Consider the following 15,461-nt stretch of genomic DNA (forward strand, 5'->3'; position numbering starts at 1 on the left):
ACTGACGCTGACTTTCAGCAATTTGCTCCTTTCTGTTTAGTGATGTGCCTTTCAGTTGACTGTTGGGTCGTCATTAACCTTGACAATCAGCTTGCCAAAATTCTCACCTCGAAGTAAACCGATGAATGCACGAGGAGCGTTTTCTAAACCAATAACTACATCTTCTTTATACTTAAGTTGACCAGACTGTAACCATCCAAAAACATCACGCAAAAAATCATTAAGCCGATGTTGATAATCGGTAACTAAGAAACCTTTGATTAAAGCTCGTTTGACTAGCAATGGCATTAAATTAGGCCCTGATGGAGTAGATGTAGCGTTATACTCCGAAATTAAACCTACTAGTGGAATTCTTGCCCCAAGGTTGATCTGCTGCAATACAGTTTCTAAAATCACACCTGCTGTATTGTCATAGTAAACATCAATGCCATTAGGTGCAGCTTCTTTGAGTGCTGAATCAAGTTCTTGGGTTTTGCGGTTAATGCCAACATCAAAACCTAATTCTTTAACGATATAGTCCCGCTTATCGTCACTCCCGACAATTCCCACGACTCTAGCACCTTTAATTTTGGCAATTTGACCGACTACTGCACCCACAGCACCAGAGGCGGCTGAAACCACAACAGTCTCACCTTCTTTCGGTTGGCCGATATCAAGCAAAGCAGCATAAGCAGTCAGACCAGGCATACCCAGTACACCTAAGCTATAAGATAAAGGTGCTTGAGTGGGATCAAGTTTACGTAGTGTCTCACCCTTAGATACAGCATAAGTTTGCCAACCGTTATTGCTCAAAACAAAATCCCCTACTTGAAATTGAGGATGATTTGATTTAATTACTTGGCTGACTGTACCACCCACGATCGCAGAATTCAATTCTACTGATGCAGCATAAGACTCACTTGCACTAATGCGACCACGCATATAAGGGTCGAGAGATAGATAAAGGGTGCGGCTAAGAATTTCGCCCTCACCCGGTTCGGGAGTTGGTGTTTCTACTAAAGCAAAATCACTCTCTTTTGGTTCGCCGACTGGACGGCTTTTGAGGATGATTTGTTTGTTCATTAAATCAGACATCAGTTATTTTCCTCTAAATCAATCTGACCAGGAGGAATTTGATTCCGGTTCCCCCCTTTTAAGAGGATGTTTGAAAAGTATTCTTGTAGCAAAATGTTTTAGATCCCCTTCTAAATATTCCTTAAAAAGGGGGACTTGGATTCCGTTTATCCCTTAAAAATAGGCGTTAGGGAGGATCAATTAAGTGCCTAAAATCGCAGCCGAACACTTTTAAAACAACCTCTTATACTAATTCTGTATTAAAATGCGCCAAACTATGAAATATAAGTAAGAGAAGGGTAGAACACAAAGGAAGAAAGAGTAAGTCAAAAGATTCGGCGCAGCCTCATAAAGAAAGTTTGAATATACTTAAAACCTCTGACCTATACCTAAATGCACTTTGCTTTCTCCCTGGTCATTAATGCCATAATCAGCCCGAATTAAACCTAGTGGTGAATTTAAGCGGACTCCAGCCCCATAACCAAAACCATAGCCGGGTTTGTCTCGCACACCCGCAGGATCTCCTAATACAGTATCACCTGAGCCTAAGTCTGAAGCAAAGTCGGCAAATAATACACCCCCTACGATTGGTAAAACTGGAAAACGATATTCAGCAGAAGCTAAGACATAACTGCGACCACTTCCCACATCACCGGAATCGTAACCGCGCACTGAATTAGAACCACCTAAGTTAAAGCTTTCATAAGGCGGTAAATTACCAACAACAGTACCAGCTTGCAGGTTCACAGCAAAGACTTGTGGCTGTTTGCTGTTAAATAACTGTACTGGTAGATATTGGCTGTAATTGGCTTTGAGGCGATTGAGGGAAATATTACCTTGACCTATAGGTATAGATTGTTCTGTACTCAAACTCAGAACGGAACCTTGAGTTGGGTTGAGGGGATTATCTCGTTGGTCTTTTGTGGCGGTGAAGGATACGGTAGTTAGGTCATCAACACCAGTTCCACTGACAGAGAGGGGATTGCCTTGAGCGTCAGTTGGAGTAATATTACCTTGGCGATCGCGAATACTAGTTCGGGTATAGTTTAATCCTAATGAGGTATTCCAGTTGTCAATTGGTCGCTGTAAGCTGACACTCCCACCAATTTGACCTTCCCGCACTTTGTCGCCGTTAGCTAGCTTAATCTTGTCATCAAAGGTTTCCGAAAGTTCCCGATTACGAAAACCATTCACAGTGTACCCCAAGCGATCGGGGTTTGTTGCCCGATAAGGACTGACAAATTTGCTATTAAATTGCAAGTCCCGGCTACTTACGCCAATATTCACACCTAATGTATCGTTAATACCGCCAACATTTTGATCTTGATAGCTGATTGTGCCTACTAAACCCTGATCTGCATTGTAACTACCACCCAAATTAACACCACGCGCCCCAGTTTCTTTAAGTTGGTAGACTAAATCAAGTTTTGTCGCATCTCCTTCTAAGGCAACATTCACACTCTCAAATAAACCAGTGCGATATAGCTGTTGGATGTCTTGCTTGACGACATTTTCTTGGAAAATTTGACCAGGTTTCAGTTTGAGTTGCTGTTGTAGGAAATCTGGTTTGGTGCGTCCTCCGACGGGATTACCCTTGCTATCAACGGTTTTACCCTCGTCGTTGACAAAGCGAAATTTGATATTACTCACTAAGCCTTCAGCAACATTCACAGTGAGAATGCCTTGAGAACTGGGTTTAATTGATAGTACTCGTGCTAAGTTATAACCGTTGTCGGCGTACCATTTGTTAATTTGTGCTACTGCTTGCTGGAGTCCAGCAGGACTGATGGTGGTTCCAATCTGAGATTGCAGACTTTGTTGGGCTACTTGGTAGGTGAGGACTTTTGCACCAGATAATTGCAGCGATCGCACAATTACTGGTTGCATTTGATAAACTACATTCAATCCAGCTTGTGTGCTAAAGCTATTCACACTGACTTTGCTAAATAAACCTGTATCCAAAATTGCAGCGACATCTCTTTGTAGCTGGCTTTGACTGGTTTCTCCACCCACCTGAGTTTTAATGACTTTACGAATAATCTCTTGCAATTCTTGATTGGCTCCCACTACCTGTACATCTGTAGCTGTGACTACCAAATTGCTATCAGTAGCAGGGGTTTTGGAAGATGGCGAGGGGGAGGTAGGGAGGATGGCTTGGGAAATTAATTCTTTTGCTGACTTTAAGACTACTGGGGAATTTTTGCTTGCACCTGTTTGTGCGGCGACGGAATTTTGAGAAAATTGTTGTGCAACTATAGTTTCAGGAGTTGCAATTGTCTCTATCCGTGCAGGAGTGTCTTCAATTATCGGCACTACCAAGTTACCGGCTTTTGCCGTTGGAGTAACCGTTTTAGCAGATGCAGCCGTTGCTTGCTGAGTCACATTGGCAGCAGCTAAAGTAGCTAAAGTAAAAATTGCAGTAGCAGAAACTCGCATAATATTTAACCTAATTAACAGGGAGTTATATCAATTTTGGATTTTAGATTTTAGATTAAAAGACTTGATTAAAAAGCTTTTCCAATAATTTTAAACAATACATCCTTTGAGAATTTGGCATTAGTTGTAGGAAAGCAAAGAAATAGCGATAATACTAACTTCCAGCTTATTCGCCGATTTCACCTATTTACACCTCTTACCCAAACGACAGTTAATTTTGATAATTTGTTTCTTATGAGTAATTTATCCCGCTTATCTGTAGCTTCCAACTCCCAGGCTGCAACTTCTCCTTTACGGTTACTTGTATTAAGTAATGGTCATGGGGAAGATGTAATTGCAGTTCGGATTTTGCAAGAACTCCAACGACAATCAAACCCACCAGAGATATTTGCTTTACCTCTGGTGGGTGAAGGACGTGCTTACCAACAGTTGGATATCCCTCTTATCGGTTCAGTCCGCACTATGCCTTCTGGCGGTTTTATTTATATGGATGGCCGCCAGTTAGCGCGGGATGTACGCGGTGGTTTATTGCAACTTACCCTCAGCCAGATTAAAGCTGTCCGCCGATGGGTGAGTTCTCAAAAAAAATTAGGTAATAAAAGAGCGATTTTAGCTGTGGGAGATATCGTCCCCCTGTTGTTTGCAACTTTTAGTGGCGCTAATTATGCTTTTGTGGGTACGGCGAAATCTGAATATTATGTGCGCGATGAAGCTGGATTATTACCACGGAAATCCAAAGATGCGCGTTGGGAAAACTTTTCTGGTTCAGTCTACCATCCTTGGGAACGTTGGTTAATGAGTCGTCGCCGTTGTAAGGCAGTGTTTCCTAGAGATGTGCTGACGACGGAAACATTAAAACAATGGCCAATTCCCGCTTTTAATTTGGGTAATCCCATGATGGATGGTCTACAACCGACCTTTTCACGCCAACAATTTTATAGTCGGGATAGTCACCAGCAAGAAACGGTTAGACCTTTAATGGTGACTCTTCTTCCTGGTTCCCGTCCGCCAGAAGCATACACCAACTGGGAAAAAATTATGATTGCTGTATCTGCACTGATGGCAAGTTTCCAGGAGCGAGATTCGGTGTTTTACACTTCTGGTACGGTGGTATTTTTAGGTGCGATCGCACCGGGCTTAGACTCTAATATTTTATCCCAAAGCGTGCAATCCCAAGGCTGGCGAGTGGAATCGGTATGTCCTATCCAACTTCCCGATCCAAATGTATTGACATTTAAACAAAGAAACGCTTATTTTTTGCTGACTCAACAAGCCTATAATGACTGCTTACATTTGGGAGATTTTGCGATCGCAATGGCAGGTACAGCCACAGAACAGTTTATCGGTTTAGGGAAACCTGCGATCGCTATTCCCGGCAATGGCCCCCAATATAACCCTGCATTTGCTGAAGCTCAAAGCCGTCTTTTAGGCTCATCTTTGATTTTAGTCCAGCAACCAGCTGAAGTGGCCGAGATCGTCCAGTCTCTATTCAAAGATCCTGATATTTTGCAAATTATTGCCGAAAATGGTCTGCGACGTATGGGTAAACCAGGAGCTGCACTACGCATTGCAGAATGTTTACAGGAACGATTGAGTTGAAGGGGGATTGGGCATTACTTCTCGTTCATCTTTGCCACTTTCTTGCTCCCCGACTCCCTTATCTTCCCAATCTTTGATCCTCACAAGCTAGACCTCTGCTATCCATGTACAGCACTCCTTATGCTACTAATCCAGAACGTAAGGCCCTGACGGCAGCTTGGGTACGGTCATCAGCACATAATTTATTTAGAATATTACGAACATGAGTCTTTACGGTACCAACTGTAATATAGAGTTTCTCGGCAATTTGCCCATTGCTACACCCAGCTACAATCAATTCTAAGATTTCCAATTCCCGTTGAGTTAGGGGGTATGTTTCTAAAACTTGCTCGTATTCTGAGGCTAGTGCCTCAATTTTTACAGTCTTCGGCTTATCAGAACTTTGGCTTTCTCCAGGAATACCTTGGCGCATTTTTCGCAATACCACATTGGCAATTGCCGGATCGATCCAAGAGTTACCGCCGTGAGTTGCTTGAATCGCCTCAGTTAATTTACTGATGCTTGTTTCTTTCATGTAATAAGAATCAGCACCTGCTGCAAAAGCTGCAAGTACAGCGTCTTCGGTGTGATCCATTGTTAGGATCAGAATTTTCGTTGTCGTCTGACCAGTTTCAGCTTGATGGCGTTTGAATTTACGGGTGAGTTCAATGCCATCCATGTCAGGTAAACCGATGTCTACAACAGCTACATCTGGCTTTGCCGTTTCTAAAAGTTTTAGTCCTTGAGTCGCATTTGCTGCTTCGCCTATTACCTTCAAGGCGCTGTGAGACTGTAATGCCGCTCTTAGCCCCATTCGTGTTAAGTCATGATCTTCAATTAAAATAATGCTAATTTCATTCATCGCTATACTCGCTCTCACGCTGTTTGCATCTTTCAAAGTATTACCTTTCGTTAGCGCTTTCTCTTATTTCCCCAAACCAAAGATAGATGATATTTTAACCAGTCTGCATCCATCGCTAGAAATAATAAATTTACTCTTTTTTGATATTTAGATAGAGGACATATCTAGCTGGAGATATATAGATACTTGCACAAAAAGTATGAAATATTGAGACGAATGCCAAATTGCTCTCCCTTGCTTAGAATTCAGCTTTTAGTTGCCATCTTCCATTAGTTATTTCCTATTATCTTGTACAAAGCTTACAAAAATGGACGAAGTTCTGACTTCTAAAGGGATCTGGAAAACCTCACTTTCATTCTTTTTTTCTTATAGGAAAGAGATTTTAAATTCTCCCCCAACCCTACAAACTTTGGAGGCTAGGGGTTTAGGTTTCGCCTCTTCTTTTCCCTATCACGTGAAAAGTCAGGCTCGATGGTGGGCAATCTCAAAAGGAATTCAACCACAACTGCACAAGGTAATTACTCGTGCGCCCAAATACTGGAAGACTTACGGCTCAAAAGTTAAACCCTTCAGCAGTCAAAGTGAGCAAGTAATCTTTTTAATGCCAAAAGGCTTAGAAGAGCTTGGTATTCTTCCTAAAGTTTGCGAGGAGGTTTTGGGAATTTTCCAAACTGTGAAAGTTTGCGATCGTTAAGAAAATTGTTGAAATTCCAGGAGGTAGGATTACTTGTGATTCACAAATAGGTATAGGAAGCACTTTCTTATTTACCTGGTCTAACCAAATCTAATGGTTAAAACTGCTCAAGCTTATGGTACACGATAATGGTATGCAACTCTCACCAATGGCTGACGACGGTCGCTTGCTCACTCATTTACAATTGGTTTAAGCTTAGTAAAGTACTTTATTTTACTTTATATAAGTTCTGTCTGTTGTGCCTAGAGCAATAGTTTTCGATTTGTTAATTGCTAGTTTTTTGAAAGCCATTGGTCCTTTGCCAGGAGTTTAATTTCAATAGTCTGGCAAACTAACCAGATTAAGGATACAACAGACTAAATTTAACCAAAGAATTAGCTTTGAAAGCAACTCCTGTAATTGTAATGACAACCTCAAATCAAGATCAACACCGAGTTAAAGCTGACGACTTAAATCTAGCCAGATATATCCTCAAGCTTTTGACCTTGCCTAACTTTGTCAAGATGATGGCAACGCGAAACAAGTATTGGATATTGTGCTAAATGCCTTAGTTAATCAAGTTACAGATTTTAGATGCCCGAAAATCTTATATTTTTTTAATTGGATAATCTCAAAAGAGAAATGTTATACATCAACCTATGTTTGGCGGCAAAAATAAAAAACGATGGAAGAGACGCTGAAAATTTTGGTTGTAGACGATGACGAAGTAGACAGGATGGTAGTCCGTCAGGGTCTGACGATAGCAGGTATTCAGATGGAACTGTCTGAAGTCGGCGATGGCAATGATGCGTTTTCTGCCTTAAGCAGTACTGCTTATGATTGTGTTTTCCTCGACTATGATTTACCAAACCAGGATGGACTAACCTTGATTCAACGGCTACGTTTTTCGGAAATTAAAGTTCCTATAGTAGTCTTGACTAGTCAAGGAGATGAACAAATGTCTTTTCAATTAATTAATGCTGGTGCTACAGACCATCTCTCTAAGTCTAGAGTATCGCCAGAAAACTTGGCACAGATTTTGCGGAGTGCAATTCGGATTTATCGGGCTGAAATGCAGGCAGCTTTGGCAAAAGAGCAGCTTAGAGAAAGTAATGAAAAACTCGTTCGTAAGAACCAAGAATTGGAGAGACAACAAGAACAGATTCAAATGCAAAACTTTAAGCTGTTGGAGGCATCACGGTTAAAATCACATTTTTTAGCCACTATGTCCCACGAACTCAGAACGCCGATGAATGCGATTATTGGTTTTTCGCAAATACTTCTGCGTCCTAAGTTTGGTCAACTAAATAACCAGCAAGCAGATATGGTTGAGCGCATCTTGAATAATGGGAAGCATTTACTGATGCTACTCAATGAAGTTCTTGACTTTTCTAAGCTGGAGATAGGACGATTAGACTTAAAGGCAGAAATATTTGATGTATCAAAGGTCATAAATCTCGCTGTAGGTGAAATGCGTTCCCTTGCTGATGCTAAAAAGCTGTCATTGTTAGTGCAAACCGATTTGCAAAATCCTTTGATATTTAACGATCCTGTTCGGATCAGACAAATTTTAACTAACCTACTTTCCAATGCGATTAAGTTCACAGAGTCTGGCGAGATTTGGGTTGAGGTTAAGGAACTACCTACAAATAAAGTAGTAATTATTGTTCGGGATACAGGTATTGGTATAGCATCCAGAAATTTTAAACGTATCTTTGAAGCATTTCGCCAAGTCGATCAAACTATCACTCGCAAATATCCAGGGAATGGTCTGGGTTTGGCAATTGTAGATTCATTAGTGCGAATGATGGGCGGCAAAATTTTTCTGGAGAGCAAATTGGGCATTGGTTCAATGTTTAAAATTGAATTGCCGCGTCAAATCACATTACAAAATGTGGCAGATGACCCTCCCAATTTACAATTAGACAGCAACGGAATTTTGGGTAGAGCAAAAAATACCGATCAGTCATCTTCTCAAGCTAGGCAAGCACCGATAGGATATCCTAAATATAAACTATAAATTACTTCCAAAAAAACTGAAAAAAATTTATAAATTATGTCTGTAGTTGAAAATAATAAAATTTATCGTATTCTCGCAGTTGATGACACTCGAGATAATCTTATTTTGGTTCAAGCAATTTTAGAAAGTGAGGGATATGAAATTGATTTGGCTTCAGATGGAATAAAGGCTTTGAGGCAAGTTGAAAAATCTCCACCCGATCTGATTTTGTTAGATGTAATGATGCCGGGGATGGATGGTTATGAAGTCACACGTCGGATTCGGAATAACCCAGCAATTAGTTATATTCCAATTCTGCTGATTACTGCTTTTCATGAATCTAGCGTTGTCGAAGGTTTAGATGCTGGTGCTGACGATTTTATTCGTAAACCATTTGATACGGATGAACTACTGGCAAGAGTGCGATCGCTATTACGCCTCAAGCACAGTCTGGACGAACAACAGAAAATGACCCGCCAACGGGAAGACTTTGTTTCCCGTCTGACTCATGATTTGCGAACTCCTTTAGTAGCCGCCGATCGGATGTTGAATTTGTTTGAGATGGAAACATTTTGCAAAATCTCGCCGGAAATGAAACAGGCGATCGCAGTTATGATTCGCAGTAACCAAAATTTGATGGAAATGGTAAACACCCTCCTAGAAGTCTATCGCTTCGAGGCAGGTAAAAAAACGTTGAATTGGGAAGTATGTGATTTACGTGAGATATCTGAAGAAGTAGTGAGCGAACTAAGCCCCCTAACTAATGAAAAAGGTTTGACCCTGACAATAGACACCAGTAAATTAGAACCACTGGGTAAAAAGGCTGGGATTATTATGGGCGATCGCTTGGAACTACGGCGGGTGCTAAACAATTTGATTGCCAATGCCATCAAATTTACGGATACAGGAGGGATCACAATCCGCATTTTTGAAACATCACTTCCTCCAGTAAATCAAGATTCGGTAACAATTGAGGTACAAGATACAGGATATGGAATTGCGGCCGAGGATCAGGCAACAATTTTTGAGCGATTTCGCCAAGGCAAAAATAAACGTTCAGGTAGTGGCTTAGGGCTACATTTATCCCACAGGATTGTAGAAGGGCACGCAGGAACTATCCAGGTTGCTTCTGAAGTAGGTAAGGGTACTTTGTTCACTGTCCAACTACCCAAGAACATTTAACTTTTTCATGGGGATATTTTTCTGTTGGATTGCTAATCTTGACAAAGTTCAAAAGCTGAGTGAGGAGAGAATTTTCCTCCCAATACACGGCGAATTATAGCCTCTAAGTCTTGAATCATATAGGGTTTGCTGATATAGTCATCAAATCCTGCCTTGAGGATACGCCCTCGATCCTCCGTGGTAGCTAAAGCTGTGACTGCGATCGCTGGAATTTTGGAAGTTAAGGGTTCTTGCTTTAGATGACGCACAACATCAATACCGCTAAGACCTGGTAACAAAATATCCAACAAAATTAAGTCCGGTTGATATTCTTTAGCCACCAGCACTGTTGCAGAACAATCTGTTTGACAAATAAATCTACAACCCATTAACTCAAGAGCATAACTAATCAGCAAAAGACTATCATCATGGTCTTCCACTGCCAAAATCAAAGGCTGGTGAGAGTTTTGCTGCTTTTCATCACTCATGAATGAATGTGCCAAATACATCTCTTCTCCAGAAGATTTTATTAGGACTCTTTGTCTGTCTCTATTAGGGAGATACAGACAAAGCTTCGCGCGAACATATAAAATAGTACTCGGTCAGAATTAGCTAATGTGTTTTACTTTTGCCTATTTGATAATTCTTACCCACGCAAAAATTGCTGAGGGAAGAAAACCTCAAGCTGAGAGGTTTAGCGGATACTTTTCGATTATACGCAAAATTACAGAATATTTTCTTAATAAATTCACCATAACTTTATGTAAAAAGATCAGATGATGATTTAAAAAAGTATCGGCTTGAACTATGTATGCTTTGAGATTTTAAAGATACTAAATAAACAAGTAATTCAAGTTATTAACTGTTAAATTTTGTACTAAAGCTTACGTGCTGAATATAATTTAGACACACTCTTTATTGGTTGTACAGACGCGATTGTTTATGTTAAACCAAGATATTATTTTTGATATGTTCCTGAAAAGAAAAAGCTTTTCATCTTTTGTCCAAGGCTATCTACTACTTTACTATAGCGCGATGTCTACGACGGGCCACACCTATGCAGAAATTTGTTTGTAGATTATTCTATTGAGATTATTGTGAATATTCTATACTACAAAAACAACAGTAAAGAGAATATACAGCTTTATAACATTTGTTGAGTGTAAGCATTACTCCACCCAACCTTGTATCTTAAAAGAGTAGTCTGTCAAATACATTTTGATGGATAAAGGAACGAACCACATAGACGCGGAGCGACTACTCTTACGAGAACGCTTTCAGCAAACCCGTAGGGTAGGACGCAAAGAGCGCTAAGGAAGAAGGAAAGAAGAAAAATTGAAAGATTTTCTTATCCATCAATTAGTTCTTGAGAGACTACTAGTCTGTCTCATTACATTTAAGGGATAAGAGAACGAACCGCATACTCCTACGGAGAAGCAAGCTACGTACAGCATCTCGTTAGAGAAGGACACTAAGAGCGTAAAGGAAGAAGGAAAGAAGGTAAATTTAAATTTGATTCAGCTATCAGAATTAATGTGATAGACCACTACTATTATTTTTAACTGAACCGTATTAAGTTTAATGCAACCAAAAACTTGAGAATAATTTTGTTTAAGCTTTGTTAAATTAGACCACTAGTGCCTATTAATTTTATCTGCGATCAATTTAGTTTTTGATCACATCTATTGGAATATTTATCTATCTAAAGGGGGTTGAAATAATTCTCATATTGTCGATAGAGATTGATACCAGATTTTATAATTATTGTACACATCCTAGAGGAAGATGACCAGAATTAAGAGTAGCTCTAAATTAATTTTGGTGTGTCGAATAACTGCTTTCAATGAAGGTTTAGCTGAGTGCTAAACCTTTTTTCATGCCTATCATTAGAGTATGTCAACACACTCTAGACAGATGAACTGAAATCAAAGTAATTATAAATTAGCAAGGTATGGTAAACACTTGGTATATATAGGGCGTGGCTTTTAGCCATGCCTTTTTTGTGACTGAAACTAACCAACTGAAACATACAACATATTTCAAGTTAGTGAGGTAAAAAATAGCCCATATATGCTACTGTGCATCCTTTGTAAGGCATCGGCGAGGCTCTACAAGTTCTTCAACGGAGTACTCACAGGATATTGACCCTAGATTCGTACTTGATATATGAGTATTAATCAAAAATTATTTTCAAAATCTCCTCTACCTTCCTATTAATAATCTATCCATATCATGTTAAACATTGTTTAACACTATCCTAAAGAAATAGAAAAGCTCATAAAAACATGCCTATTAGTATTATTTAATACTATCTATCAATAAAACAAGCAACAAAAAACCATCAGTACCATATATATATCAATATTCGTATCATTCTATAGATAGTAGAAATAACTATTTTACAAAGTTATTATTCAGCCTGTTAATGCCTGAAAAACGTGTATGCACCCTGGATACCCTTCCAGGGTCTTTTCTTTTAAATTATGAGTAAAAGATAGACTTTCATCAGATTAAAAGTAAATTGATGGGTGATATTTTTATACACTAAATTGAGCAGAAAAAATAAAGAGGGGATATATCAGAATTTACCTTGGTGATTAGAGTCTTTAGCCTAATCCAGAAATCTTTAAATAGGATTAACTTTAGGTAGATTTTTTGTATATTTTTTCAAAAAATTAGTTAAGATTTTTACCAAGTTATGAAATACCAAATTTCTGAATATTTATACACATCCTCTAGGATGATGAACTGTAGTACAGAGTAGAACTAAATTAATTTTGTACGTTGTTAAGCACAGCAATTATTGAGGTTTGGTTCACAGCCAAACCTTTTTTTTAACGAGTAACCAGGAAGTGTGCTATCAGATTTCAGAATATTTGAATACAGTCTATAGGAAGATGAACTAAAGTAAGAGTCAGTCTAAATTAATCTTGGTGTAGTAAATGCTTGGTATATATAGAGGCTTGGTTTAACCAAGCCTTTTATTATGTACAAGTCTTCAAGAAATTTGGATACAGTCTATAGGAAGATAAATTGCTAGAAAAGTAAGTCTAAATTAATCTGAAATGTCTACTTAAGCACTAAATCTATAGGTTTAGCACTGAGCTAGACTTATTTTCTGATCAAGTGAAGAGAAAGAAGCGATGCCGATAGCGTACCCTGCGGAGGCAGGCTACGCTGGGTAGTTTCATACGAAAAAAGAAAAATACATAAAGTATTGATTTCTTATTTTGTGGCATGACTTTTTACCGCACTTCCATTCCTCTCTCCGAAACGGCTACGGTGTACACACAAGTGGTCTGTCAAAGAATAATTGACGAGTACATTCTCTCTGAGGACGGCGATTTATCGCGTCTCTCTAACATATCAGTCTTTTAGACGCGATAAATCGCGTTTCTATATGAGGGCTTTCTGGCTTATCCCAAGCGTATTGGGATAAAACTAAAACTGGATCTAACTTGTGTGTACACCGTAGCATTGATGACACTGGGTAAATTCCATCTAACTTATTGCAAAATAATCATTAATCTTATGCGTTAATTGCATTGGTACGGATTTATAATAGTTTCACAGATGCGATTCTAATATTAGGGAATAAAGATGGATACCCCTGGGTTGACCAGGGGCTTTTTATTTAGAGGCTACGCTTTAAACGTCAATACCGGACTCAATCGCGCCACAACGTCCACCATTTCTGCCTCAACCTGCACATCAATTACAGACTGAATCGGTTTATAGGCGGCTGGTGCTTCTTCAATGCGGCGTTCTTCACGCAAGGTAATGCAGTCTATCCCGGTTAATCCCAGTTCTGCCTCATTTTGAGATGCACCTCTGCGATTGAGGTCGAAGCGAGAACGAATTCTTCCCGCCCCGTGTGAGGCCGAATTACAAAAGGCTGGATTGCCTTTACCCACCATCAGATAAGAATAAGCCCCCATTGAACCAGGGATAATCACTGGTTGCCCTGTATGGGCGGGACAAGCGCCCTTGCGTGTTACCCATCCATTACCTTCTGGCAAGATGATATTATGCGGCAAGTCATAAATTAGAGGTGCTTCCACATCTTTATAATATACTTCTCGCAAACGCAGACGTAGCAGTTCTGCTAATAGCAGGCGATTAATAAAAGCATAGTTAGCAGCAGTTGCCTCAGCTTGCAGGTAACTGGCGACTAATTCGGGGTGAGAATGGGTAGAGAGAGGAAAAATCTGAGAATCAGGGTACTTCAGACCTTTTTGCCAAGTCGCCTTAGCTTTATCTCGCCACATTCCCCCGATATACTTACCCACATTTCTAGAACCAGAGTGAATCATAAAAGCCAGTTGTCCCTCGCGCACTCCCCAAACGTGGGCAAGTGGGCGATTTTCGACTTTATCAACTCGCTGCACTTCTACAAAATGATTGCCGCCGCCAATGGTTGCCAGTCCGCCATCGCGTACCATTCCGCTATCGGGAACCAATTCTTCAGGCGCGAGTTTCCAGTTACCATCCATTGAACCACCTAAGAAGATGCGTTCGCTCTCTTGGGCAAGTTGCTGCAAATCAGATTTGATTACACTCCCCGTAGGCCGATCTAGCATGGCATCCAACCAACCGGGAATTCCGTATTGAAATAGCGATCGCATTGCCTCAGCAGTCATTGTCACATCACGCGTACCAAAGAAGTAATCCCCCTTCATTTTTTCGACGAATTGGTCGCGCTTTGCCATGAATTCGTCAATTGTCAAATCAGCAACGTGCAGGCGCATTCCACAATTGATATCAGAACCGACAGCGCCAGGGATAACCTGACCCACAGTTTCCACAATTGAACCAATGGCAACACCCGCATCACCTGGGTGAAAGTCAGGGGTAGCACAGGCACGGCAAACGCATCCACCAGATGGATGGCGGACGCTTGCCAAATTCGCTAGCTGCTTCAGTGCCTTAGCTTCTACGGGGAAGCTTTCTGGCAGTAGCACTTCTGCTACAGGGGCATCAGGAGAATTAAGTAAACGGACAGAATAAGTGCGATTATCGTAAGTTACATCCAAACCTTGCCGCTCTAAAGCACGCAGGAGACGTTTTAAATTTTTTGGCTGCATGAAAACTCCAAATAGAGCCTTAAAAAAGACTCTTGGTTGTGAAGAGGTAGGAGACTTGGGTTCAGCAGCCGCGTCTCAAGTGGTGCGGAGGGTTATTTTCCCAGAATTGTGGGGAAAACAACAAGTTATACAGCTTTGATAACACACACTTGCATTGAAAAACAAGTGTTTTGTAGTATTTTGTATTCTTTGCATTTTACATACTACATCTGTAAAGAAATTTGAAGTTTAGCAAAAAACTTTTAAAATTCTCTAGACTCTCCAGCCGGCTAGAGAGTCTAGTATGAATTCAAGGGGACTCTCAACCAGAAATTTCTGATTGTTGACTGTTGTCCCTCAGTCATCCAACTTGGTTTGGCTAGGTTGTTCATTTTTATCCCGTAAATCTATGACTCTCCAACTCACAGTTCCCAATATGTCTTGTTCTGTTTGTGCAAGCACCATCACCAAAACACTTCAGGCAGTCGATGCTAATGCTAGCGTTCAGGCTGATCCAACAACCAAGCTTGTCAGTGTAGAAACTCAAGCATCAGAAACAGAAATTAAGGAAGCGTTGGCTGCTGCTGGCTATCCAGTTGCTTAAGGGATTAGGTACTGAGGACTAGGTACTAGTTA

Annotated in this window: 12 protein-coding genes; 7 read left to right on the top strand and 5 right to left on the bottom strand. The window is 40.3% G+C overall.

What is annotated here, in order from left to right; genetic code table 11:
* Nucleotides 1–51: 51 nt before the first annotated feature.
* Both FBB35_RS16240 and FBB35_RS16245 read right to left on the bottom strand, forming a co-directional pair.
* Nucleotides 52–1,074 (bottom strand): NADP-dependent oxidoreductase, encoded by a 1,023-nt coding sequence (locus tag FBB35_RS16240; RefSeq protein ID WP_174710512.1) that lies wholly within the window; start codon nucleotides 1,072–1,074, stop codon nucleotides 52–54.
* A 348-nt stretch (nucleotides 1,075–1,422) separates the two neighbouring features.
* Nucleotides 1,423–3,489, bottom strand: coding sequence for an outer membrane protein assembly factor (locus tag FBB35_RS16245; protein ID WP_174710513.1), 2,067 nt, complete (start codon nucleotides 3,487–3,489; stop codon nucleotides 1,423–1,425).
* 234 nt (nucleotides 3,490–3,723) lie between these two features.
* Between FBB35_RS16245 and FBB35_RS16250 the strand changes: the two genes are divergently transcribed.
* Complete coding sequence (locus FBB35_RS16250) at nucleotides 3,724–5,088, top strand: lipid-A-disaccharide synthase-related protein (protein ID WP_174710514.1); 1,365 nt, start codon at nucleotides 3,724–3,726, stop codon at nucleotides 5,086–5,088.
* Between the two features lie 118 nt (nucleotides 5,089–5,206).
* Here the strand turns inward: FBB35_RS16250 and FBB35_RS16255 are convergent, their stop codons facing one another.
* Entirely contained in the window at nucleotides 5,207–5,929 is a 723-nt protein-coding gene (locus FBB35_RS16255; protein ID WP_174710515.1) for a response regulator transcription factor, read from the bottom strand.
* A gap of 307 nt (nucleotides 5,930–6,236) precedes the next feature.
* Between FBB35_RS16255 and FBB35_RS16260 the strand changes: the two genes are divergently transcribed.
* The 4 genes from FBB35_RS16260 to FBB35_RS16275 all read left to right on the top strand — a co-directional run bounded on the left by FBB35_RS16260 (nucleotide 6,237) and on the right by FBB35_RS16275 (nucleotide 9,783).
* Nucleotides 6,237–6,623, top strand: a complete 387-nt coding sequence (locus FBB35_RS16260; protein ID WP_174710516.1) for a hypothetical protein — start codon at nucleotides 6,237–6,239, stop codon at nucleotides 6,621–6,623.
* 404 nt (nucleotides 6,624–7,027) lie between these two features.
* The gene (locus FBB35_RS16265; protein ID WP_174710517.1) at nucleotides 7,028–7,165 is read left to right on the top strand and encodes a hypothetical protein; all 138 of its coding nucleotides are present in this window, start codon (nucleotides 7,028–7,030) and stop codon (nucleotides 7,163–7,165) included.
* A 122-nt stretch (nucleotides 7,166–7,287) separates the two neighbouring features.
* Complete coding sequence (locus FBB35_RS16270) at nucleotides 7,288–8,622, top strand: hybrid sensor histidine kinase/response regulator (protein WP_174710518.1); 1,335 nt, start codon at nucleotides 7,288–7,290, stop codon at nucleotides 8,620–8,622.
* Between the two features lie 36 nt (nucleotides 8,623–8,658).
* Nucleotides 8,659–9,783: a hybrid sensor histidine kinase/response regulator gene (locus FBB35_RS16275; protein ID WP_174710519.1), complete on the top strand. Its 1,125-nt coding sequence runs from the start codon at nucleotides 8,659–8,661 to the stop codon at nucleotides 9,781–9,783.
* Nucleotides 9,784–9,815: 32 nt separating this feature from the next.
* On the opposite strand, the gene FBB35_RS16280 is transcribed toward FBB35_RS16275, so the two are convergent.
* Nucleotides 9,816–10,271, bottom strand: a complete 456-nt coding sequence (locus tag FBB35_RS16280; protein ID WP_174710520.1) for a response regulator — start codon at nucleotides 10,269–10,271, stop codon at nucleotides 9,816–9,818.
* 3,132 nt (nucleotides 10,272–13,403) lie between these two features.
* Nucleotides 13,404–14,846, bottom strand: a complete 1,443-nt coding sequence (locus FBB35_RS16285; RefSeq protein WP_174710521.1) for an RtcB family protein — start codon at nucleotides 14,844–14,846, stop codon at nucleotides 13,404–13,406.
* On the opposite strand from FBB35_RS16285, the gene FBB35_RS16290 reads away from it, so the two are divergent.
* Nucleotides 14,845–14,985 carry a hypothetical protein gene (locus FBB35_RS16290; protein WP_174710522.1) on the top strand — a complete coding sequence of 47 codons (141 nt, stop codon included), beginning with the start codon at nucleotides 14,845–14,847 and terminating at the stop codon, nucleotides 14,983–14,985. The two genes, FBB35_RS16285 and FBB35_RS16290, sit on opposite strands and share 2 nt — an antisense overlap.
* A 249-nt stretch (nucleotides 14,986–15,234) precedes the next feature.
* Complete coding sequence (locus FBB35_RS16295; RefSeq protein WP_114084902.1) at nucleotides 15,235–15,429, top strand: heavy-metal-associated domain-containing protein; 195 nt, start codon at nucleotides 15,235–15,237, stop codon at nucleotides 15,427–15,429.
* The last annotated feature ends 32 nt before the right edge of the window (nucleotides 15,430–15,461 follow it).

Source organism: Nostoc sp. TCL240-02 (assembly GCF_013343235.1).
In the GTDB taxonomy this organism is placed as follows: Bacteria; Cyanobacteriota; Cyanobacteriia; order Cyanobacteriales; family Nostocaceae; genus Nostoc.